This window comes from uncultured Phocaeicola sp. (genome assembly GCF_948499155.1).
GTDB classification, from domain to species: domain Bacteria; phylum Bacteroidota; class Bacteroidia; order Bacteroidales; family Bacteroidaceae; genus Phocaeicola; species Phocaeicola faecalis.
This window is the reverse complement of sequence record NZ_CAOOSE010000002.1, coordinates 19,641-41,136: the sequence shown is the minus strand read 5'-3', so window position 1 is coordinate 41,136 and position 21,496 is coordinate 19,641. Positions and strand designations below refer to the sequence as shown.

The following is a 21,496-nucleotide window of genomic DNA, read 5'->3' as shown; positions in this document are numbered from 1 at the left end:
GTTTTAATCGGCATGTGCTTTGAAATAATCCACGTATGCTTTGCCGCAAAGCTTTTTTGCTCTGCAATGAAACTACCGGGAGTGAACGATGTTATATAAAGAAGAAGAGAAGATAATAATACTCTTTTAAGAATTCGCGGAGCTTTTTATAAGCGATTTTTTTTAAAGTATGGACAGTTTCTGCGGATATATGAAGCTTTTCAGCTATTTCAGCATTCTTTTTTCCTTCCAAAGCCAATTTCATAATGGCTTTCATTTGGTCGGGCAGTTTGTCAATGGCTTCTGTCACAATCCGGTAGGTCTCTTCTTCCACCACCGCGTCATGAAAAAAGGAATCTTTTTTCCTCTCGATGACTTTTTGTGCGTATTCATGTACTATCTTGGAATGTTCCAATTCATTCAAAGCTTTGTTGCGAACTGCTGTATAGAGAAAAGCTTTAATCTGATGTAAATAGAAGAAATCTTCTCTGATTTGCCATAATTTGGCAAAAGAATCTTGAACAATATCGGCAGACGCTTCGTCACTTTCGGTGTATTGATTCGCAAACAGACAAAGAGTCACATAATATTTATCAAAAATATTATGGAACTCTTGTTCGTCTAGCTTAATGCTAATGAGAGTATGGGAAGTTTCTGCAATCACCAGCTTTTAATATTCTCTATTTTGCTGCGAATATATATAAAATTAGTTGGAAACATCCCATTATTACTAAAAAATATTATTCTAGGTCGACAACCGTAATACCTGCCCCTCCAAACTGGACATGTTCATCCTGATAATGAGCTACCCCCGAAACTGTTGCCAAATACTTACGAATCAACGTGCGCAGAATGCCGGTTCCCGTTCCATGCAATATACGCACACGACTTATTCCCAGCAGGATGGCATCGTCAATGAAATAAGTGACTGCCTGAATCGCTTCATCTCCACGCATACCTCGCACATCGATATCTTGCTTAAAGTTTAGTTTCTTTTCATATACACGGTCTTGTGTCTCACTACTTACAAATGTGCTTTTGGCAATCGGCTTTTGTGCAACGGATAGAGAGATATCGCTTCGTTCCAACCTCTCTATTTTTACAGTCGTTTTTATCATGCCAAACATGACTGTCGCATTTTTGCCGTTTATGTCCAGTACTTCCCCGATACCCGATTGCCCTTTCAATTTAACTGATGTACCGATTTCTATCGGTTGCACTTTGGGCACGCTGGGGGGGGCGGCAGTTGTATTCTGAGACTGGTCTTTGTTTTTCTTGTCTTTCTTTCTTTCCTGCTTTTCACGCAGTTTCTCCATTTTTCGGGCTATTTTGTCTTCTTTGTCTGCCTTTTCGATATCTTCTATTGTCTCTTTAAATTCAGACAATTCTTGGCGTGCCAGTCGCGTCTTTTCTTTTTCAGCCTGAGCCTCTTTAATAGTGCGAATTGTATTTTCTATACGTGCGTTCGATTCTTGAAGCAGGCGTTCGGCATCTTCTTTGGCTTTTCGCAAGATGTCTTTCCGGCTTTTCTCCAGTTCTTGAATTTCTGCCTCATATTTACTGATGGTTTCCTCCATTTGCTTTTCACGTTTGCGGATGTTCTGGCGTTTAGTCTCCCAGTAACGTTTGTCGCGCACGATATCTTGCAGATATTTATCGGCATTGATATATTCACTACCTACTATTTCCGATGCTTCCGCTATTACTTCTTCAGGCAATCCTATTTTGCGTGCGATTTCTACAGCAAATGAACTCCCCGGATTTCCTATTTGAAGTTGGAAAAGTGCTTGCATCAGATGGCGGTCATAAAGCATGGCCCCGTTTACCACCCCTTCATGATCTTCGGCAAAATGCTTCAAGTTCTGATAGTGGGTAGTGATAACGCCGAATGTGCCTTTCTCGTTGAAACGCTTCAATACGGCTTCGGCTATGGCACCGCCAATCTGAGGCTCTGTTCCGCCTCCGAATTCGTCGATAAGGATGAGGCTCCGTTCGTTGCAGCTTTTCATCATAATCTTCATATTGGTAAGATGGGAAGAGTAAGTACTTAAGTCATCTTCGATGGATTGCTCGTCACCTATATCTATAAAGATATTGCTGAAGATTCCGATGTGGCTGCGTTCATGCATGGGAACAGGCATTCCGCATTGTACCATATATTGTAGCAAGCCCACCGTTTTCAGGCAGACAGACTTACCCCCTGCATTAGGCCCGGAGATAATAAGAATCCGTTGTTCATGGTTCAGCTCAATGTCAAGCGGTACTACTTTTTTATTATGTTTTGCCAACGAGAGTTGGAGCAAAGGGTGTATGGCTGTTCTCCAATCTAAAACCTGTTTGTTTTCCAATGAAGGTTTTATGGCATTGGTCTGTATGGCAAACTGTGCTTTGGCACGGATAAAGTCGATTTCGGCCAAGAACTCGTATGACTGTAAAATGGCAGGAACTTGAGGACGCACCGTTATTGAGAAATCTGTGAGGATACGGATAATTTCGCGGCGTTCTTCACCTTCCAGTTCACGGATGCGGTTGTTGGCCTCCACCACCTCTGCCGGTTCGATAAATACGGTTTTTCCTGTAGACGACTCATCGTGTACAATACCTTTGATTTTTCTTTTCAGACCGGGAGCGACAGGGATAACCAATCGGCCGTCGCGCATGGTGGGTGTGACGTCCTTGTCTACATACCCTTCGGATTGGGCATTTCGCAAAATGGCATTCAGACTGCGTGAGATGCTTCCTGTGGTAGACGCCAATTCGCGGCGTATGCGTAACAATTCATTGGAGGCATTGTCTTTAATCTTTCCGAACTTGTCAAGGATATTATTGATGCGTGTGATAAGTTGTGGAAACACGATAATGTCTCCTGCCAGCCTTCTTAGAGCAGGGTAGGGGGAGGTTCCTTCCTCCACTTCCTCATCTTCGAGAGTACGAGTCAGAAAACGTACGATGTCCCGTATCGTTTCCAGCGAACGGCGCAAGTCAAATAGCTCCTGTTCATCCAGATACATACCCTCTACACGGATACGTTTCAGTGACGGGCGCACATCAAAGAAATATTGGTCGGGGAATTCCTCCTCTTCTTGAATGATGCGGATAAATTCTATAACCTGTTCCAGTAGTTCGTTTATCTCTTCATATTTTTCAGAGAAAGCCATTTCGTCTACGCGTTCTTCTCCCAAGGTGCTAAGACATTTTCCTTTTAATAAATGGCGGATAGAATCGAATCCTATTTTCTGCTCAAAGTTCTGAGGGTATATCATGTTTAAGTTCTTTCTTGCTTACGTTAGTTATTTGACTGCAAAAATACGATTTGAAATTTTTCTAGCAAAAAAAGTGCCCAAGTATTTGCAGTTTTAAAATAAAAGCGTACCTTTGCACCGCTTTCAGGAAGAAAGTACTTCTCAAAGGAGTTTTGGAGAGGTGGCAGAGTGGTCGATTGCGGCGGTCTTGAAAACCGTTGTACTGCGAGGTACCCGGGGTTCGAATCCCTGTCTCTCCGCTGTAAATGCTAGAAAATCAGCAAGTTACAAAATAAACACCCAGTTTTACATCCCAAATAATGTAAAGCTGGGTGTTTTTGTTTTATGTAAGATTTATAGCTTTGGCCTATCATTTATATTGTTTACTACATAATAAAGGGTACTTTATATTGTTTACTACATAATAAAGGGTACTTTCGTTTGATGGGTTTTCTTGAACCGGAATATGTCCAATGCCATAATTATGGCTTTTTAGGGGGCAATCCGAAAACCCTGTGGGTGATAAGCATGACCTCTGAGTTACAATGCTGACGTCCAATCAGGTGTTCGTCTGATGTACTTGATTTATAATACTTTGGAAGGATGTATGTTTTTAGCATTGCAAACTTTAAATGTTTCTCAAATATTATACCCACATACTTTTTGACTTGACCCCTTTTTAGGTATTTTCATTTTAACTGCGTTTTTTACTTCTTGCTTGTTATTAGTCAAACGAAATTTTTCAGCCTGTTGCGGATTTCTCTCTATGGTTGCCGTTGAGTGTCCGTTTTGAACTTCTTTCCATGCTCCCTTGAATAGGATTTTTTCTTTGAACCCTACAGGCTTAAAACAAACGAGCTGCCAAGTATATTCATTTTATAAATGGTTGATACGGCTTTTCCCATAAATGACTTGTCATACAATGCTGAATCCATAAAAAACAACTGTGTTTTTCGCTCTACAAGCGGAAAACAGTTTTTCCTTTTCTCGTTTCATTAACCGTTGAAACGTCCTGTTGATGGGGGATTCGGTAGTGAAGGGATATCCCATCACCACCCTTTCAGCCTCCTTTCATTTGTAAAACTTCCTCTGGCGATGACAAATGCTGAAGGCAGATTTTGAAGGGACTTGGAAGCGCAGCTGAAACGAGGATGAGGGGATGTCCTGTCATTCTTAACGGGTTGATTATCTGAATGTTTTAATTAAAATGTAAGGATGAACGGAAAAGAAGGAATGACCGGCTTAATGAGGGAATCATTCCATCTGCCCCTACATGAAAAACATACCGAGCTTTTTTAAAAAGGTGCTGATGTTTTTCGAAAACATAAAGGTCTTTTTCGAAAACATAAAGGTCTTTTTGCAACATTCAGTGTGTGCTGTATATTTTTTAATGCGCGCGTATGCATCGGGCTACACATACGGTGGCATCAGCCTACATGTATATACGCATAGGCCTATACATATATACGTATCGGGCTACACGTACGTACGCATCAGCCTGCACATATTGTACACACCTTATTTTTGTCGCAGACCAATGAAGTGTAGCTTTGCAATAAGAGAACTTTTGTTTTTTTATGTGTGGTGATAAAAGTAACCTCTGACAGCACCATGGATTGGCAGGGCTGTCAGAGGTTTGACTAAAATCAGTTATCTTGAAAACGCAATGGTTGCTACATTATAGTATCTTTCATTATACTGTTACCATCCAATAGGTTGCTTCAAATTCGGATTTAGTACCAATTCATCTTTTGACAGTGGATAATAATAATATTTAGGCGAAATAAATTTATTTGTATCCTCATCAGTATCGGAATAGAAGCGAATATTTCCTTTATCACCTTCACTTAAATAAATCTGTTTGGGAGCACCGTTTTCATCTTCTGTGTAATATACAGAAAGTTCTTTCAATGTTTCATCAGTATATCCCATTTTGTCATTGGGGGATTTGAATAAGGCTACATCAGGCACGCCGTCGCCGGTACAGTCGTATATACCGAATCCCGGAAGGTAGACACCTTCAAATGGCCTTTCATAGATATTGCCGGCAGCCCAGCGCATTGTATCATCGTAACGGAAACCTTCACATGCCAGTTCCACCCGGCGTTCGCGACGGATTTCAAGTATAACATTTTTCAATGCCCCACTTACGCTTGGATATAATGCTTCCAAGGCTGGATCTATCGGGACATTAATAGTCATTTCGGGCATTCCTACACGGCTACGGAGTAAATTTACTGTTGCATTCAGGTCGTTTTGGGTCAATATGCCAAGCTCTGCTTTTGCTTCCGCATTTACTAATAGAATTTCGGCATAGCGGATGATAGGAAGGTCGGTTATGTTTTCACCCCATCCACCATAAGTTGCGTCTGTGCGTGGCAAAAATTTGATTTGTCCCAAACCGCCATAATCTAATACAATTTTAGTGGGCAGTGTACTATTGTTTCCTTCGTTAATAAATCCCGGATACATAATGGTTTCAGCCATACGGGGATCACGGTCGGTAAACATATCTACAAAAGTCTTGGTACGATCAGTTTCTGTTATAGGAGTTCCATCCAATTTTAGATAACTGTCTGCCAAACTGCGGCTTAGATTCCATTGCCAATTTAATACCGTTGAAGTGTTATTCTTACGATTTAAATCTTTATCATAATCAGAGAATAAAATCATTTCTTTATTCTTGCTCAAGTCAGGATTGGTGAATAAATCTCGGTAGGCTGCAGCTCCTTTTCCGGTGATTTCAAATTGTCCGGAAGTCATTATTTCATTGGTTGCCCAAACAGCTTTTTCCAAGAATGAATTGGCTGTACCAGCCAGTTCACTTACTTCTTCATGATATTTGCGGAAGGTACCTTCGTGTAAGGCAATGCGTGCCATATATCCTAAAGCGGCGTAACGAGTAACTCGTGTGCGGCTACTTCCCTCCTGCATATAATCACAGGCATATTGTAAATCGGCCATAATTGAGTCGACAACCAACGAACGTGAATCCTGAGTTTTGTATAATGCTTCTTCATCATCTGTTGTAATTGGGGTAGAATACCAAGGAGCGGAACCATAATTCTTGATTAAGCCATAATATTGCAGAGCACGACATAAACGGGCTAAACCGATATAATGTTTCTTTTCATTTTCATCGCCTTCCGCTTTATGGGCATTAATCAACATAAAATTAATATCATGAATATTTTCCCATACTCCATCTTTTTTCCATCCAAATGATCCTATTTTAGTCTCATCAATACGTCCTTTTAATTTTTGACTAAATGTGTAATCGCCTGTTCCGTGACCGATATTATCGGAAAATAAATCATCATACGAGGCTCCAAACATTCCATAAAAGCCATTAGTATAGGTTTCCAAATCAGTTACAGTTTTAAAGAATGCCTCTTCATTCAAACTGTCTTCAGGAAATTTTTGTAGATAGTCATCATTGCATCCGGTAAAAAGTGCACATCCTATAAAGGCAGCTACTGTATATATAGTTTTTAATTGTTTCATATCCGTAAATTAATTAGAAAGTTAAGTTAACACCAAAAGAATAAGAACGCTGTAGCGGATATACCTTGCTGCTGGAATCCAAGGCTTCCGGGTCGAGATTGGCTTTCAGATGAGTGATTTCGAATAAGTTTTCACCACTGAAATAGAAACGGACACGTTCGATATTCAGTTTTTGGGTCAGGCTCTGTGGTAATGTATAGCCTATAGTCAGGTTCTTCATACGTAGATAAGAGGCATCCTGCATATATCTTGTCTGCACACAAGCCAGCTCACTACCTGTTGATTCGGCAATGTAAGCCTTAACGCGAGGATAATAAGCATTGGGAGTTTCCGGTGTCCAGTGATCCAGATTATGAGTTTGTACATTTGTCCAAGGCTGTGCGTAGATTCCCCAGAAGTAATGATTTCCACCGCCTGCATACCAGTCTCTCTTACCTATACCTTGGAAGAATCCGCGAATATCAAATCCTTTCCAGTCTGCCGAAAGATCAAAACTGTAAGGATATCGGTTCGAACTGTTACCAATTTTGCGGAAGTCACCTGGATTGGCTAGTGTCCAGTCACCTTTATTAATTTTTCCGTCATTGTTTAAATCGGCAAACTTCAAGTCACCTACATAGAATTTATAGCTCTGATCGTCTTCGCCTACTGCACTTTGGTCGGCGTGGTTTTTAATTTCCTCTTCCGTCTGGAAGAAACCTTCGGTAGTTAATCCCCACATTTCACCTATTTCCTGACCTTCGTAATAGTCTCCTAACCGTTTATTCGGGTTATCATATTTAGTGATGAATGCGCGGCTGTCGGCCAAAGCTACTTTGATGCTGTAGTTAAATGGTGAGCCTGCCATCATAAACTGATCCCTCCACCTTAAAGATAATTCCCAACCTTTTGTTTTCAGGTCGGCTGCATTAGTCTTGGGCTCACTGGCTCCAAATACACTTGGCAATGTCTTGCTTTTGGTCAGCATACCTTCTGTGTAACGCACATAGTAGTCAAAGCTGGCAGATAAACGGTTGTTCAAGAGTGCCAGGTCAATACCGCCGTTAATGGTTCTAACTTTCTCCCAAGTCAGTGTATTGGATACCACTTCCGGAGCATATACGGCTACCGGCTGTGAACCGTCCAATATTTGTCCTATTTGTCCGGCACTCATAGTTGGCAGATAGGCATATGTGCCAACATTCTGATTTCCTAAAGCACCGTAAGAGGCGCGGAATTTCAACATGTCCAAACCAATGCTTTGGTTAATGTTTTCCATAAATTTTTCTTTAGACAAGACCCAAGCGACAGAGCCTGAAGGGAAGAAACCGAAACGATCTTTTTTAGGGAAACGTGAAGTACCGTCATATCGACCGTTCATTTCTAAAATATATTTGTCATTATAGATGTAATTAACGCGGAAGAACATGCCTCTCACAGCCCATTCGCTAATATCTTCACCGATTCCTTTTTCACCAACGGCCAGTTCGGGAGTGGGGAAGGAGGCACTGATCAAATCATCACGATACATGGAGAAAGAATTGGTTCTTCTGGTTTCCTGGTTAAAACCTAGTAAAGCCTGAACATAATGCTTGTCTGCAAATGTATAGTGGAAATCAGTATATACATTGTATACGTTATAATTATAGAACGAAGTAGAACGAGATGCACGAGTTGGACGTCCGCTGGCTTGTTCTGGTTTATTAGGACCTGTTTTATAGTGATAGTTGTGATAAGAATTACGGTTTAATTCACTGTCACGTCTCCAGGTTGCATCCGCTTTGACTTGCCATATATCTTTTATAATGTCCAATGTCAGACCAAATGTTGTTGAGAATTCACGGCTATCATTTATTTTGCGTCCGCCTTCCTGCAAAGCTCCAAGAATGGCACCGCCGTTTTGTGTCCATGAACCATCAGGGTTACGAGGTACATCTAATGAGTTGGTGCGGTTTACTTCGTGGAAAAAGTCAGATAGTCCCCAATCTGTACGCCCGAAGCTTGGCTGGTCGTATGTCCGTTGTACAAATGAGGTGTTATTGCTTAAGTTCAACCAGTCTGTGATCTGGAAATCGACCTTACCGCGAATATTGTAACGATCATAAATATCGTTTCCATAGCGTAGCATACCATCTTGGCGTGCATATTCACCTGATAAATAATAAGAAGTCTTTTTTGTTTTTTGGGAAATATTGAAATTTACGGTATAGGAGGGGGCAGATGACTCATATACTTCATCCATCCAATCAGTAGAGCCATAATACAACCAAGATTCTGGATCATCCGGATTGATGACTACCCGGTCTTCATTAGGATGTTCTGAAAAGTATTTTCCAATTTCCAGTTGCTTTTCCGGATATAGATTATATAAAGGTGTAGCAGCATCGTGTTTGATTTTCATTACCATATAAGGGTCTGTCACGTGTTCCGGTACGCGTGTAACTTTACGGGTCGAATAAAATGCGTTGACGTTAATGGCTATTTTCTCGGATTTAGCTCGCTTTGTTGTTACCAAAATAACACCGAAAGCTGCACGGGCACCATAAATTGCAGCGGAAGCGGCATCCTTTAAAACAGAAACACTTTCAATGTCATTGGTATTCAAGCGGGAAAGCTCACCTGAAGTCGTTGGGATATTATCTACCAAAATTAAAGGTTCACCACCATTCAATGAGGTTTCACCACGTATATTAAATGAAGGAGCAGAGTTGGCCGCACCATTAGAAATAGTGATATTTAAGTTTGGAATCACACCTTGCAATCCTTGTCCGGCATTGATAATAGGCCTGTCTTCCAAAGCCTCGGAAGAGATTGCATCGACAGCTCCTGACAGGTTCACTTTTTTTTGTGTTCCATATCCAACAACTACTACTTCATCCAATAGAGAGCTGTCTTCTTGCAGTTTGATTGTTTGCAACCCTGCCACTGCTTTGACGACGATTGTTTTATAGCCAATAAAAGAAATTTCTAACATGGAGCCTACCGGAGCCTTCAGTGAATAATCGCCGTCGACTCCTGTGATAGTGCCGTTAGAGGTGTCTTTGACTACAATGTTGGCTCCGATGATAGGTTCCCCTGTCCTGGCATCTATAACAGTTCCCTTGACATGAGTATCCTGTTGATTTACTACTGGATTATGTGAATCCTCACTTACCATTGAAATTGCAAACGCATGTGGAGTGCTACATGCTAGCAGTGCAATTACTAAGAGACGTTCACTCCTTAGAGTGAAATTTTTCAAATTCATAAGCATTAATAATAAGATTTACTATTTTTATAAAGACACGTTCCTTTAATTTTCTATTAGTTTAAGTTCTATAAGAACTATTCCAAATATTAAACATCTCATTATTAATTAGTTACTAAAATAGCTTTTTTACCATTATATCCGATATATCCTTTGTATAAAGAGCAGAAAAAATAGTTTTCTACTCTATTTCTACCACTACACAACAGTTATGGAAGGTGAATTGGAAGTAAATGCATTGTGTGAATGATATTGGCAATGATATGAGGATAAATATTAATAATTGAATGCTTAATCCCCACTATCATTTTTCTATTTATGAATATCAAGTGCTCTACTTATATTCTACCATATAGCTCAAATGGTTAATAAATGTTTATTTGTGCGCGATTCCAGCCATAAACATGACTGCATGTTATATGTTTATTATATATTTGCAACATATGTTATTTTTCAGATGAAAAACATAGTTCTTATAGTATTAGGCTCTTTTTTACCAAGAAAATATATTACTATTACCTCTTTAATTAGCCGGGTATAGAAGCAGAAATATCTCTCTTGTTTCCATTCTATGAAGGATAAATTTAAATGTTATTTTCCCTGTATAGTCGTTATTGATTGGGAAGATGATATTTAATATATTTGTATGGTGTTCTATGGTTGGAACATTTTCCTTAATGATAATATTTATGTGGTGGGAATCGAACTTCCTCACATTGATTGGATGGCGGCAAATGGTATGTCAATGAATAATTTTTATGCAGTTCAGCCTATCAATTGTTTCCAACTTATTTGTGACGTTTGACGATGATATGTGGCGTTTACGTATGAGATAAGGATTATGATATTCCTTGTTTTTGTCGCAGAACAATTTTTTTAGTCTTAAAAATGCGTAGCTTTGCAACATGAAAAACAACCTTTAATTAGAAAATACTTATTTAACATTTGGTTTTATTATGCAAAAAATTTCTTCTTCTGCGTCATTTGCAGACTCTAAGCCTCATTACGACCTATTGGATGGGTTAAGAGGTGTTGCGGCTTTATTAGTAGTATGGTATCATGTGTTCGAAGGTTATGCTTTTGCCGGAGGAACCTCTATAGAGACAATCAATCACGGTTATCTGGCCGTGGATTTTTTCTTTATTCTATCGGGATTCGTTATTGGCTATGCGTATGACGACCGTTGGGGAAAGACACTTACAGTGAAGAATTTCTTCAAGCGGCGCTTGGTGCGTCTGCATCCTATGGTGGTGTTGGGGGCTGTACTGGGGGCAATCACCTTTTTTATTCAGGGCAGTGTGCAGTGGGACGGCAGCCATGTGGCTACCTCTTTGGTGATGCTGGCTCTTTTGTGTGCCATGTTCTTTATTCCTGCCGTTCCCGGTGCAGGATATGAGGTGCGTGGAAATGGTGAGATGTTTCCGCTTAATGGTCCGGCGTGGTCTTTGTTTTTCGAGTATATCGGTAATATCTTCTACGCATTATTCATCCATAAGTTTTCTACCAAGGCATTGACGGTGATGGTCGTGATATTGGGTATCGCATTGACAACATTTGCTTGTTCTGATGCTGCCGGTTATGGAAGTATCGGTGTAGGTTGGACACTGGATGGAGTCAATTTTGTAGGCGGATTACTGCGTATGTTGTTCCCTTTCTCTATGGGTATGCTTTTGTCACGTTGTTTCAAACCGCTGAAGATTAGAGGAGCGTTCTGGATATGTTCGATTGTGTTGCTGATTTTATTTCATATTCCTTTTGTAGAAGGTGCGGAGCCGATACTCATGAACGGTGTGTTCGAGATGTTCTGCATTATCGTTGTTTTCCCGGCGTTGGTATGGTTGGGTGCATCGGGCAGCACGACAGATAAAACGTCTACTCGTATCTGTAAATTTCTGGGTGATATTTCCTTCCCGCTTTATATCATTCACTATCCGTTTATGTATCTGTTTTATGCTTGGCTCATCAAGAATGAATATTTCACATTGGGCGAAACTTGGGAGGTAGCTGTGTGTGTATGTGCATGGAATGTGTTACTGGCTTACGCTTGTCTTAAACTGTATGACGAACCGATAAGAAAATGGCTGAGCAAGAAATACCTGACTAAGAAATAAAAAAATGATGTGTCAAAAGTAAAGCCGGTTTTCCGGAACTTACTTTTGACACATTTTCTATTCTTTATAATAGGGTTGCCTTTCTATTTTTTATGGGCATCAGGTTTATTGGGCTGATGCATGATTTTCAGCAAATCACGATGAAACTTGACCTCGGCCCGTTGCAGTTTGAATAGCTTTTGAGGGGAGAGAATCTTCTTGAAGCGGTTTAAATATTCGATATCCAGCTTGTCTGATTCCAGACGTGCATGAGCGATTCCATCCACAATTTCTTCATATTCGGCATCCGTGGTGTTAGGGCTTTTCCCTTTACGCGCTTTTTGCCAGGCTTTGTCATTGATGGCTTTTTTACGATCCTGTAACTCAAAGTAAATCGGGAAGAACTTGCCGGCTTCTTCCGGTGTCAGTTCTGCCTTTTGGGTGAGGTATGCCTCTTGTTTGGCTCTAAATTCCTCTTTAGAGAATCCCGGCTTCTTTTGTGCCTGCACAGATAGGGTGAGGCATAGAATAAATAGTAGGGTAGTCAGTCTTTGTATCATTTCGACTAAAAATTTAATTGTATGTTTCAGTATCGGCCTCTGTCAGATATTGATAAAGTGTGTAATCATCCATCATCGAATGTTCCATGATGGTTTCTACATATTCGTCAGAGAACTCGGCCGCTTCTGCTGCTGTAAATATAGGTGTATCTTGTTTGGGGCGTCCGACAAAAACTCTGACGCTCAACATTAATCCGCAGAACATGGCTGTCATATATATCCATGGTTTCACACGTTGCCATGTGGTGATGACAGGTTCGGAAAGGGGTATTTCCTTTTCCGGCAGTTTATCCATTAGTTCTTTAGAGAAGTTTTCGAAATAACCTTCGGGTACTGTAAACGGATTCTTGGTTCCGCACTTCCTCAGCAATTCATCTTCTTCTTTCATAGTTCACTCTCCTTTCTGTTTTTTAGATGCTTTTTATTTGAAAAGGTTTAAAGGCATTCTTTTAAAAAACTCTCTATTTTTTTCACTGCGTGGTGATAGGAGGCTTTCAGGGCTCCCACACTTGTTCCCAATATCTCGGAAATCTCTTCATATTTCATTTCCTGAAAGTATTTCAGGTTGAAGACCATCCGTTGCTTGTCGGGAAGTGTATGCAGTGCTTTTTGGAACAGTCTCTGGGTTTCGTCTCCACTGAAGTAACTGTCTCCTTCCAGTTTATTCACCATTTCGGCGTCGGCTTCATCGATGGACAATTGGTTGATTGCGCGTTGTTTGTTTAAGAAGGTAAGGCATTCATTCAAGGCGATACGATAGAGCCATGTAGACATTTTAGCTTCGGCACGGAAGTAGTCGATATTTATCCAGGCTTTGATAAATGTATTCTGCAACAGGTCATTGGCATCATCGTGCGAAAGCACCATACGGCGGATCTGCCAGTACAGTTGCTCGCTATACTGTTTCACGATGCATTCGAATGCTTCCCGTTGTCGCTTGGGATCTTGCAATAATGCTATTATTTCTTTTTCATTATAGGTATCCATGAACCGGTTTTGTGTTTTCTTTATAGTGTGACCTTCAGGTTCTCTTTGGCAAGCAGTGTATTAGGAAATACACCTTTTGCTTCCTGTAATAGAATGTTTTCGTCTTCATAACGGGCCGAAAAATGTCCGATGAGTAACTGCTTTACACCTGCGTCGCGGGCCATTTCACCAGCTTGCATGGCGGTGGTGTGGAATGTTTCTTTGGCGCGTTGGGCATCACATTGTGCAAAGGTTGCTTCGTGAAAAAGTAAATCCACTCCTTTTATTTGTTCTATGACAGGGCGATGGAAAATAGTGTCCGAACAATAGGCATAGCTACGGGGAGGCGCCGGTGGGGTGGTCAGGCGGTTGTTGGGGACAACACTACCGTCCGGCAACACATAATCTTCTCCGTTTTTGATGCGGTTGAGTTCAAACACGGGTACTTTATAAAAATCAATCATATCTCTGATGATATGGTTGGGGGTCGGTTTCTCCGCAAAAAGGAATCCGCAGGTGGGAATGCGGTGACGCAACGGGATACTGCTGACCGTCACGGAACGGTCTTCATAAACGACTTCGGCTTTTGTGGGGTTAATCGGATGGAATTCCACATTGTATGCCATTCCTTTGCAGAAGTATTCCAGTTGGGGCATGAGTATCCGTTCGAGGTCGGTATGGCAATGTATGTGCAGCGTAGCCGTGCGCCCCACCAGTCCGAACGTAGAAATAAGTCCCATCAGCCCGAAGCAATGGTCACCGTGCAGATGAGATATAAATATATGGTTAAGACGCGTAAATTTTAATTTAGAACGGCGTAACTGTAGCTGTGCTCCTTCTCCGCAATCTATCATGAATAACTTTTCACGGATATTCACGACTTGCGAAGAGGCAAAATGTCTTGTTGTCGGCAATGCCGAACCACAGCCTAATATATGTACTTCAAATTTTTCCATCGCCGCAAAGATACTATCTTTTTGGATGAAAAATATAAAAAGGTTGTAAAAACGTATGCAGCCGTCCGAGTTATTTTTTGCGTTTGATTTCTACAGCATTCATACCTCGTGGCCCGCGTTCCAGTTTGAAAGTTACCAAATTTCCGTCCGTTACTTCGTCTTGCAGTCCGCTTACATGGAAAAAATACTTCTCTGCATTTTTCAGGTTCTTGATAAAGCCATATCCTTTGGAAGTGTTGAAGAACTCTACTCTTCCTTCATATTCGGTTATCACAGGTTCATCCGTTTTGCGTGGAGTGGACACTTCGATAGTAGTGATATCTATTTCCTGAGGCTTTTCGTTTGGAGTGGGAGGGGTGTCGGTTATTACACCGTTCTCGTCTACGTATGCTATCATATCTTCGAAAGATGATGTACCGCTATTCTTCCTTTCTTCTTTCTTTTGTTGTTTTGCTAAACGTTTTTCTTGTTTTTTCTTTTCTAAATCTCTTTTGGTAAATGAAATTGGTTTCGCCATTTGAATCTTTTTAAATTAGTATATATGCAGTATTATATATATGAATACTGCATTGAATTAATAAATAGGTAATAAGAAGACGGGGAGAAGTCGTTGTGAAATACTAACTCGAAATTTTATTACTTCATAAAGGTACGGTTTTTTATCGGATATTCCATAAAAGAGCTTTCTTTTTAAGGAATAATGGCATAAAAAAAGGATGTACCGATTGGTGGTACATCCTTTTCTGTGTTATTTTAAAGTAATCTGATTACTTCTTTTTGTTCTCCAACTGTTCTTTCAAAGCAGCCAAGGCATCGATATCGCCCAGAGTTGTAGAAGCAGCCTGGTTCTGAATAGCAGGAGTTTCTTCTCTCTTAGTGGCTTTCTTTGCGTTAGAAGCAGCTTTCTTTTCAGCTCTTTCTTCTGCTTTAGCAGCATCTTCGAAGATACGGCTGTGAGAAAGGATGATTCTCTTGGCGTCTTTGTTGAATTCAATCACTTTGAATGACAGTTTTTCATCCAACTGAGCTTGAGAGCCGTCTTCTTTTACTAAGTGCTTCGGAGTTGCGAAACCTTCTACACCGTAAGGAAGAGCTACTACAGCACCCTTATCCAGCATTTCGATGATAGTACCTTCGTGTACAGAACCTACAGTAAATACAGTTTCGAATACATCCCAAGGATTTTCTTCCAACTGTTTGTGACCAAGGCTCAAACGACGGTTTTCTTTGTCGATTTCCAATACCTGAACTTCGATGTCTGCACCAATCTGAGTGAATTCAGAAGGATGTTTCACTTTCTTAGTCCAAGACAGGTCAGAGATGTGGATTAATCCGTCTACACCTTCTTCGATTTCTACGAATACACCGAAGTTAGTGAAGTTACGAACTTTTGCAGTGTGCTTGGAACCTACAGGATACTTATCTTCGATAGTTTCCCATGGATCTTGTTTCAGCTGTTTGATACCCAAAGACATCTTACGTTCGTCACGGTCAAGAGTCAGGATAACAGCTTCTACTTCGTCACCCACCTTCATGAAGTCCTGAGCAGAACGCAAGTGCTGTGACCAAGACATTTCAGATACGTGAATCAAACCTTCTACGCCCGGAGCGATTTCGATGAATGCACCGTAGTCAGCCATAACGACTACTTTACCTTTCACCTTGTCACCTACCTGCAAGTTAGCGTCCAAAGCATCCCATGGGTGCGGAGTCAGTTGTTTCAAACCAAGAGCGATACGTTTCTTTTCGTCATCGAAATCAAGGATAACAACGTTCAACTTCTGGTCGAGTTCTACAACTTCCTTCGGATCGCTTACACGGCCCCAAGACAAGTCAGTGATGTGAATCAAACCGTCTACGCCGCCAAGGTCGATGAATACACCGTAAGAAGTGATATTTTTAACAGTACCTTCGAGTACCTGTCCTTTTTCAAGTTTACCGATGATTTCTTTCTTCTGCTGTTCAAGTTCAGCTTCGATAAGAGCTTTGTGAGAAACAACAACGTTTTTGAATTCCTGGTTGATTTTAACCACTTTGAATTCCATTGTCTTACCTACAAATACATCGTAGTCACGGATAGGCTTAACATCAATTTGAGAACCCGGCAAGAATGCTTCGATACCGAATACGTCAACAATCATACCACCCTTAGTGCGGCACTTGATAAAGCCTTTAATAATTTCTTCGTTTTCAAGAGCAGCGTTAACACGATCCCAAGAGCGAGTTGCACGTGCTTTCTTGTGTGACAGAATCAACTGTCCTTTTTTGTCTTCCTGGTTTTCAATGTATACTTCTACAGTATCACCTACTTTCAGTTCAGGATTGTAACGGAACTCATTCAAAGGAATGATACCGTCTGATTTGTAGCCGATGTTAACAACTACTTCGCGTTTGTTCATTGCGATAACAGTACCGTCTACAACCTCGCGGTCATTTACTTTGTTCAGTGTACTGTCATAAGCTTGTTCAAGAGCTTCGTGGCTAATGCCTGTAATGGCTTCGCCGTTTTCGTAAGCTTCCCAGTTGAAGTCTTCAACAGGAGCGATGTTTTTTAAATTTTCCATTAATAAAATTGTTAAAATTCTCAGTTAATTACGTTAGACATTATATTGATTATCTAATTTCGGGCGCAAAGATACAATAAATTACTGAATCACAAATAGATTTGAGGCTTTTTCTTTAAAATTGAATATTTAATTATCTAATTATGAGTCGTTATTAAATTATGTTCATATCTTTGTGACAACATAAACCTATTTAGCAAATGCTACCATCTATACTATTAACGGTTGTTGCTTTATTTTTTGTAATAAAGTGGTGGCTAGAAACGAAGAAAACAAAAAATCTGAGTAAAGAAGTTGTTGTCAAAGAGAGCGAACTTAGTTTAAACAAGGATTTTTCGGATGCCATCTTGCGTAATATTGATGCGTACATCGTATTGGCCAATCGTAATTTTCTGGTAGAGAAAACCAATTATTATAGTTTGAACGACGAGGCGGACGACGGCGTCTTTCATAGGGTGGGTGAGTTGCTCCGTTGCAAGAATGCATTGGATTCAGGTGCGTGCGGCACTCACGAGAACTGCAAATATTGCCCGGTGCGTGCTTCCATCGAAAAGTGCTTTCGCGAAAAAAACGGCTTTTCCCAATTGGAAGCCCCGATGAGGCTTTATTTGTCGAATGATACCGGTAATTATGTGGATTGTATAGTGAGCGTTTCGGGTGCATATATGTTGCTGGACGGAGATGAAAAGGTATTGTTGACCGTGCGTGACATTACCCGCTTGAAGAAGATACAGGAAGAGCTGGAAGTAGCCAGGCAAGTGGCGGAAGTGGCAGGTGAGCAGAAGACAGCCTTCCTTGCCAATATGAGCCATGAAATCCGGACTCCGCTGAATGCGATAGTCGGTTTTGCAGGACTATTGGCTAATGCTTCCGAGGCCGAACGTAATTCTTATGTCGAGATTATCAAAGGTAATACGAATATGCTGTTGCAGTTGGTCAATGATATTCTGGATATGTCAAAGATAGAGGCGGGGACACTGGAGTTTATCTATTCCGATACAGATGTTAATCAAATAATGCGTGAACTGGAAGGAATCTTCAGATTGCGGCTGGAAGAAGCGGACAGTCCGGTGCGCATTGTGTTTGAGCCCTGCCTGCCAGTGTGCTTTATCCATACCGAAAAGAACCGGGTGTCACAGGTGCTTTCCAATTTTCTGTCGAATGCATTCAAGTATACCAAAGAAGGCACTATCACCTTAGGATATAAGGTGCGTGAGGATGACATTTACTTCTATGTGCAGGACACGGGGACTGGTATCCCGGCTGAGAACGTGGATAAAGTCTTTGAGCGTTTCATGAAACTGGATGCCAAAAAGCAAGGCACAGGGCTGGGATTGTCTATTAGCCAGACCATTATCAAGAAACTGGGTGGTGAGATAGGGGTCTTTTCGGAATATGGCAAAGGTTCCACATTCTGGTTTACTCTGCCTGTAAAACCTTTCGACTTCTTACCCTTGCAACGGACGGAAGATGATTCGGAATCAGTCGGGGTTGATGAAGCTGCATACGGTGAGGGTGCTGTTCGCCGCACCATCCTGATAGCCGAAGACATGGACGACAATTATTTGCTCTATAAGATATATCTGGAAAAGCAGTATGACCTGATACGTGCCGTGAACGGTGAAGAGGCCATTGCCAAATATCTGGAATGTAACCCGGCTATTATTTTGATGGATATAGGTATGCCTGTGGTGGACGGTTATCAGGCGACGGATGCCATTCGCCAACTATCATCCGACATCCCCATTGTGGCAGTAACGGCTTTTGCGTATGACGAAGACAGAAGAAAAGTAATGTCCAGAGGCTTCAACGGTTATTTGTCAAAGCCCCTGAACAAAGATGAACTCTTCAGAATACTCCATAAAATGGGTGTCTGACCTTTTAATCTTCGAGTGAATAGTCAATGGTGGTCACCACGCGTATTCGTTTGATATAAGGAGTGTTTGCATCGCGGTCTTCGATGCTGAATTGTCCTTGATAGGCTCTTTTTATCTTTCCCAGTTCGCTGTCCGAGTCTTTGGCAAACTTGATGGCGGCGGCGCGGGCGTTCTTTGTTGCTTCTTCTATCATTTGGGGTTTCACAGTGTTGAGTCCAGTGTAGTCATATTGCACATTGTAGCGGTAGTCTCCTCCGGTGATGGCGATACCCTGTTTCAGAAGCTCGCTCTGTTCTTTTATCAAGTTGCGCACAAGTTCCACTTTGTCAGACGTAACAGTGATGACGGTTGTAATATTGTAGCGGAACTGAATCGGGTTACTGTTATAGCGGTCGGCCTGCAGGTCTATCAGTTCGGGAGCATTGATGCTGATTTCTTGTTCGGTGATGCCTTTCTGTTTGAGGAAAGTGACGATGGCCTGATTCGTATTGTTTATCTTATTATATAAGGTAGGCAGGTCATTTCCCATTTCCTTATACATCAGAGGCCAAGTGACCTTGTTGGCAGGCACTTCCATTTCTGCCAGTCCTTTAACAGTTACTACCCGGTCTTTACTGGAGAAAGCATCCAGTCCGGCTTTAATAAAATAGCCCATTACCAGCATACCTACTGCTAAGATAATGGCTTCCAGTTTCCAGCTTTTCATGTTTTAATCGTTTTTAGTTATACAATTTATTTCTTATTATAAATGTCAAAGACCTTTTTTACTGAACCACATTCCTGTAACAATTGTTTTGCTTTTCCTTCGTCCAGTCGCAGTTCTTCCATAATCATCCTTACCCCCCGGTCTACCAGTTTTTGGTTGCTCAGTTGCATATTGACCATTCGGTTTCCTTTCACCCTTCCTAATTTTATCATTACGGAAGTGCTAATCATATTGAGAATCATTTTCTGTCCTGTGCCGCTTTTCATACGCGAGCTGCCGGTCACAAACTCCGGACCTACAATCATTTCGATGGGAATATCCACTGCGTGTGAAAGGGGAGAATCGGGATTGCTGCTGATTCCTGCCGTCAGTATGCCCCGTTTCCGTGCCTGTTGCAATGCGCCGATGACATAAGGCGTTGTTCCCGAAGCGGCAATGCCTACCACGGTATCTTTGTCATTGATGTGGAAAGTCTGTAATTCTTCCCATCCCTTCAGCATATCGTCTTCCGCATTCTCCACCGGATGCCGCAGAGCCGTTTCGCCTCCGGCTATTATACCTATTATATAAGTATCGGGCATACCGAAAGTCGGTGGAATCTCCGAGGCATCCAATACTCCCAAGCGTCCGCTGGTTCCGGCTCCGATATAAAACACTCGTCCGCCTTGCTGCATCCGTTCCACGATGCCAGTTACCAGTCTTTCTATTTGGGGAATACAGGAGCGCACAGCTAAGGCTACTTTTTGGTCTTCCTCATTGATACTTTCCAATAGGCTTCGCACGGATAACTGTTCGAGGTCTTCGTGCAAAGACGGTTGCTCGGTTATTTTAATAAAACTCATATTCTGAAATAATAATTTATCAATCCTTCCATCGGACTCTTCACTATCTTGCCGACTTGAATGCCCAATGCATCGGCTGCTTCTTTTACCTCTGTCCGGAAGTGCCATGCGATGGAACCGATAAAGTGAACGGGGCAATCGGTATATTCATACAGCATCACATTCCTTTCGAAGAAATCGGTGAAGCAGGAAAGTAGTAACGCATGAATCTCAGTTCTCTGTCGGTGTGCGGATAAGAAAGGAGTGAGACTTGCCAGAAAACGGTTGGCAAGCGGCTGCCGGTATACTTTGTCCAAGATAAGGGCAGGAGTCAGCTCATATTCTTTCAGCAGCAGTTCGCACAAGTCGGGGGGGAGTTGTTTTTTGAGGCAGTCACCCACCAGTCGTTTACCCAGCACAGCTCCGCTTCCTTCGTCTCCCAATATATACCCTAGTGGAGAAACATTGGAAACAATTCTTTCACCGTCGTACTCGCAGGAATTTGATCCCGTTCCCAATATACAGGCAATGCCTTTTTTGTGTCCGCACAAGGCGCGGGCGGCTCCCGACAAGTCACTTTCTACCGCAATATGAGCGTGTGGAAAACATTTGGTGAGAGCATCTGCTACAATGCATGCCTTTTCGGGAGTGCAACCGGCACCATAGAAATAGAGTTCGGTGACGGTGTCTTTTTCCGTCAACTGTGAGAGAAGGGTTTCTGTTATTTGCCGGATTATTTCTTTGGTGGAAAGATAAAACGGATTGATGCCGGGAGTCTGAACTATCCGGTAATCTGTTAGGTTGTTGCCTATGCACCAATCGGTTTTGGTGGAACCACTGTCTGCTATTACAATCATGGTTACTGATAAATGGTTATAGTATATGCAAAGATATGAATAATAATTGAAAAAATGCATCTTTATCAGTCACAGGTTCCTGACCGGTTGAAATATCCTCAATAAGGACAAGCATTACTTGCAATGAAAAACTTTATTGAAGCGGCCT

Annotated in this window: 15 protein-coding genes and 1 tRNA gene; 3 read left to right on the top strand and 13 right to left on the bottom strand. The window is 41.5% G+C overall.

Translation table 11 applies throughout. From position 1 onward, the window contains the following. Window positions 1-91 precede the first annotated feature (91 nt). Together QYT14_RS02020 and QYT14_RS02015 are read right to left on the bottom strand one after the other, a co-directional pair. Window positions 92-643: an RNA polymerase sigma-70 factor gene (locus QYT14_RS02020; RefSeq protein WP_288324304.1), complete on the bottom strand. Its 552-nt coding sequence runs from the start codon at window positions 641-643 to the stop codon at window positions 92-94. Between the two features lie 76 nt (window positions 644-719). Beyond that, window positions 720-3,242, bottom strand: a complete 2,523-nt coding sequence (locus tag QYT14_RS02015; protein WP_237038938.1) for a Smr/MutS family protein — start codon at window positions 3,240-3,242, stop codon at window positions 720-722. Window positions 3,243-3,396: 154 nt separating this feature from the next. Here QYT14_RS02015 and QYT14_RS02010 point away from each other — a divergent pair. Beyond that, window positions 3,397-3,481, top strand: a tRNA-Ser gene (locus QYT14_RS02010). Window positions 3,482-4,922: 1,441 nt separating this feature from the next. Here the strand turns inward: QYT14_RS02010 and QYT14_RS02005 are convergent. Both QYT14_RS02005 and QYT14_RS02000 read right to left on the bottom strand, forming a co-directional pair. Next, on the bottom strand, window positions 4,923-6,725 hold the full coding sequence (locus QYT14_RS02005) for a RagB/SusD family nutrient uptake outer membrane protein (RefSeq protein ID WP_288324305.1): 1,803 nt from the start codon (window positions 6,723-6,725) through the stop codon (window positions 4,923-4,925). A 13-nt stretch (window positions 6,726-6,738) separates the two neighbouring features. Further along, window positions 6,739-9,861 (bottom strand): TonB-dependent receptor, encoded by a 3,123-nt coding sequence (locus tag QYT14_RS02000; RefSeq protein WP_288324306.1) that lies wholly within the window; start codon window positions 9,859-9,861, stop codon window positions 6,739-6,741. A 1,046-nt stretch (window positions 9,862-10,907) separates the two neighbouring features. Here QYT14_RS02000 and QYT14_RS01995 point away from each other — a divergent pair. Next, complete coding sequence (locus tag QYT14_RS01995) at window positions 10,908-12,062, top strand: acyltransferase (RefSeq protein WP_177798233.1); 1,155 nt, start codon at window positions 10,908-10,910, stop codon at window positions 12,060-12,062. A gap of 83 nt (window positions 12,063-12,145) precedes the next feature. Here QYT14_RS01995 and QYT14_RS01990 read toward each other — a convergent pair whose 3' ends face one another. The 6 genes from QYT14_RS01990 to rpsA form a co-directional block, all read right to left on the bottom strand. Next, entirely contained in the window at window positions 12,146-12,601 is a 456-nt protein-coding gene (locus QYT14_RS01990) for a hypothetical protein (RefSeq protein ID WP_237038939.1), read from the bottom strand. Window positions 12,602-12,614: 13 nt separating this feature from the next. Further along, window positions 12,615-12,989 (bottom strand): hypothetical protein, encoded by a 375-nt coding sequence (locus QYT14_RS01985; RefSeq protein WP_237038940.1) that lies wholly within the window; start codon window positions 12,987-12,989, stop codon window positions 12,615-12,617. Window positions 12,990-13,036: 47 nt separating this feature from the next. Further along, window positions 13,037-13,588, bottom strand: coding sequence for an RNA polymerase sigma factor (locus QYT14_RS01980; protein WP_237038941.1), 552 nt, complete (start codon window positions 13,586-13,588; stop codon window positions 13,037-13,039). 20 nt (window positions 13,589-13,608) lie between these two features. Beyond that, the gene (locus QYT14_RS01975; protein WP_288324307.1) at window positions 13,609-14,523 is read right to left on the bottom strand and encodes a ribonuclease Z; all 915 of its coding nucleotides are present in this window, start codon (window positions 14,521-14,523) and stop codon (window positions 13,609-13,611) included. A gap of 70 nt (window positions 14,524-14,593) precedes the next feature. After that, window positions 14,594-15,040: a cold shock domain-containing protein gene (locus QYT14_RS01970; protein ID WP_237038943.1), complete on the bottom strand. Its 447-nt coding sequence runs from the start codon at window positions 15,038-15,040 to the stop codon at window positions 14,594-14,596. Window positions 15,041-15,290: 250 nt separating this feature from the next. Then, window positions 15,291-17,087 carry a 30S ribosomal protein S1 gene (gene rpsA, locus QYT14_RS01965; protein ID WP_237038944.1) on the bottom strand — a complete coding sequence of 599 codons (1,797 nt, stop codon included), beginning with the start codon at window positions 17,085-17,087 and terminating at the stop codon, window positions 15,291-15,293. Between the two features lie 200 nt (window positions 17,088-17,287). Here rpsA and QYT14_RS01960 point away from each other — a divergent pair, with 200 nt between their 5' ends. Continuing rightward, the gene (locus tag QYT14_RS01960; protein ID WP_288324308.1) at window positions 17,288-18,964 is read left to right on the top strand and encodes an ATP-binding protein; all 1,677 of its coding nucleotides are present in this window, start codon (window positions 17,288-17,290) and stop codon (window positions 18,962-18,964) included. Between the two features lie 4 nt (window positions 18,965-18,968). On the opposite strand, the gene QYT14_RS01955 is transcribed toward QYT14_RS01960, so the two are convergent. From QYT14_RS01955 to QYT14_RS01945, 3 genes are read right to left on the bottom strand one after another with little or no spacing between them, the layout of a single operon-like run. Then, window positions 18,969-19,670: an SIMPL domain-containing protein gene (locus QYT14_RS01955; protein WP_237038946.1), complete on the bottom strand. Its 702-nt coding sequence runs from the start codon at window positions 19,668-19,670 to the stop codon at window positions 18,969-18,971. 26 nt (window positions 19,671-19,696) lie between these two features. Further along, entirely contained in the window at window positions 19,697-20,512 is an 816-nt protein-coding gene (gene murQ / locus QYT14_RS01950; RefSeq protein WP_288324309.1) for an N-acetylmuramic acid 6-phosphate etherase, read from the bottom strand. Beyond that, window positions 20,509-21,348 (bottom strand): ATPase, encoded by an 840-nt coding sequence (locus tag QYT14_RS01945; RefSeq protein WP_288324310.1) that lies wholly within the window; start codon window positions 21,346-21,348, stop codon window positions 20,509-20,511. Before QYT14_RS01945 ends, murQ begins: the two co-directional genes overlap by 4 nt. Between the last annotated feature and the right edge of the window lie 148 nt (window positions 21,349-21,496).

Excerpts from the sequence above, each read along its gene's own strand:
- QYT14_RS02015 (WP_237038938.1), bottom strand. The coding sequence starts at position 3,242 with ATGATATACCCTCAGAACTTTGAGCAGAAAATAGGATTCGATTCTATC.
- QYT14_RS02005 (WP_288324305.1), bottom strand. The coding sequence starts at position 6,725 with ATGAAACAATTAAAAACTATATATACAGTAGCTGCCTTTATAGGATGT.
- QYT14_RS02000 (WP_288324306.1), bottom strand. The coding sequence starts at position 9,861 with ATGGTAAGTGAGGATTCACATAATCCAGTAGTAAATCAACAGGATACT.
- QYT14_RS01995 (WP_177798233.1), top strand. The coding sequence starts at position 10,908 with ATGCAAAAAATTTCTTCTTCTGCGTCATTTGCAGACTCTAAGCCTCAT.
- QYT14_RS01990 (WP_237038939.1), bottom strand. The coding sequence starts at position 12,601 with ATGATACAAAGACTGACTACCCTACTATTTATTCTATGCCTCACCCTA.
- QYT14_RS01985 (WP_237038940.1), bottom strand. The coding sequence starts at position 12,989 with ATGAAAGAAGAAGATGAATTGCTGAGGAAGTGCGGAACCAAGAATCCG.
- QYT14_RS01980 (WP_237038941.1), bottom strand. The coding sequence starts at position 13,588 with ATGGATACCTATAATGAAAAAGAAATAATAGCATTATTGCAAGATCCC.
- QYT14_RS01975 (WP_288324307.1), bottom strand. The coding sequence starts at position 14,523 with ATGGAAAAATTTGAAGTACATATATTAGGCTGTGGTTCGGCATTGCCG.
- QYT14_RS01970 (WP_237038943.1), bottom strand. The coding sequence starts at position 15,040 with ATGGCGAAACCAATTTCATTTACCAAAAGAGATTTAGAAAAGAAAAAA.
- rpsA (WP_237038944.1), bottom strand. The coding sequence starts at position 17,087 with ATGGAAAATTTAAAAAACATCGCTCCTGTTGAAGACTTCAACTGGGAA.
- QYT14_RS01960 (WP_288324308.1), top strand. The coding sequence starts at position 17,288 with ATGCTACCATCTATACTATTAACGGTTGTTGCTTTATTTTTTGTAATA.
- QYT14_RS01955 (WP_237038946.1), bottom strand. The coding sequence starts at position 19,670 with ATGAAAAGCTGGAAACTGGAAGCCATTATCTTAGCAGTAGGTATGCTG.
- murQ (WP_288324309.1), bottom strand. The coding sequence starts at position 20,512 with ATGAGTTTTATTAAAATAACCGAGCAACCGTCTTTGCACGAAGACCTC.
- QYT14_RS01945 (WP_288324310.1), bottom strand. The coding sequence starts at position 21,348 with ATGATTGTAATAGCAGACAGTGGTTCCACCAAAACCGATTGGTGCATA.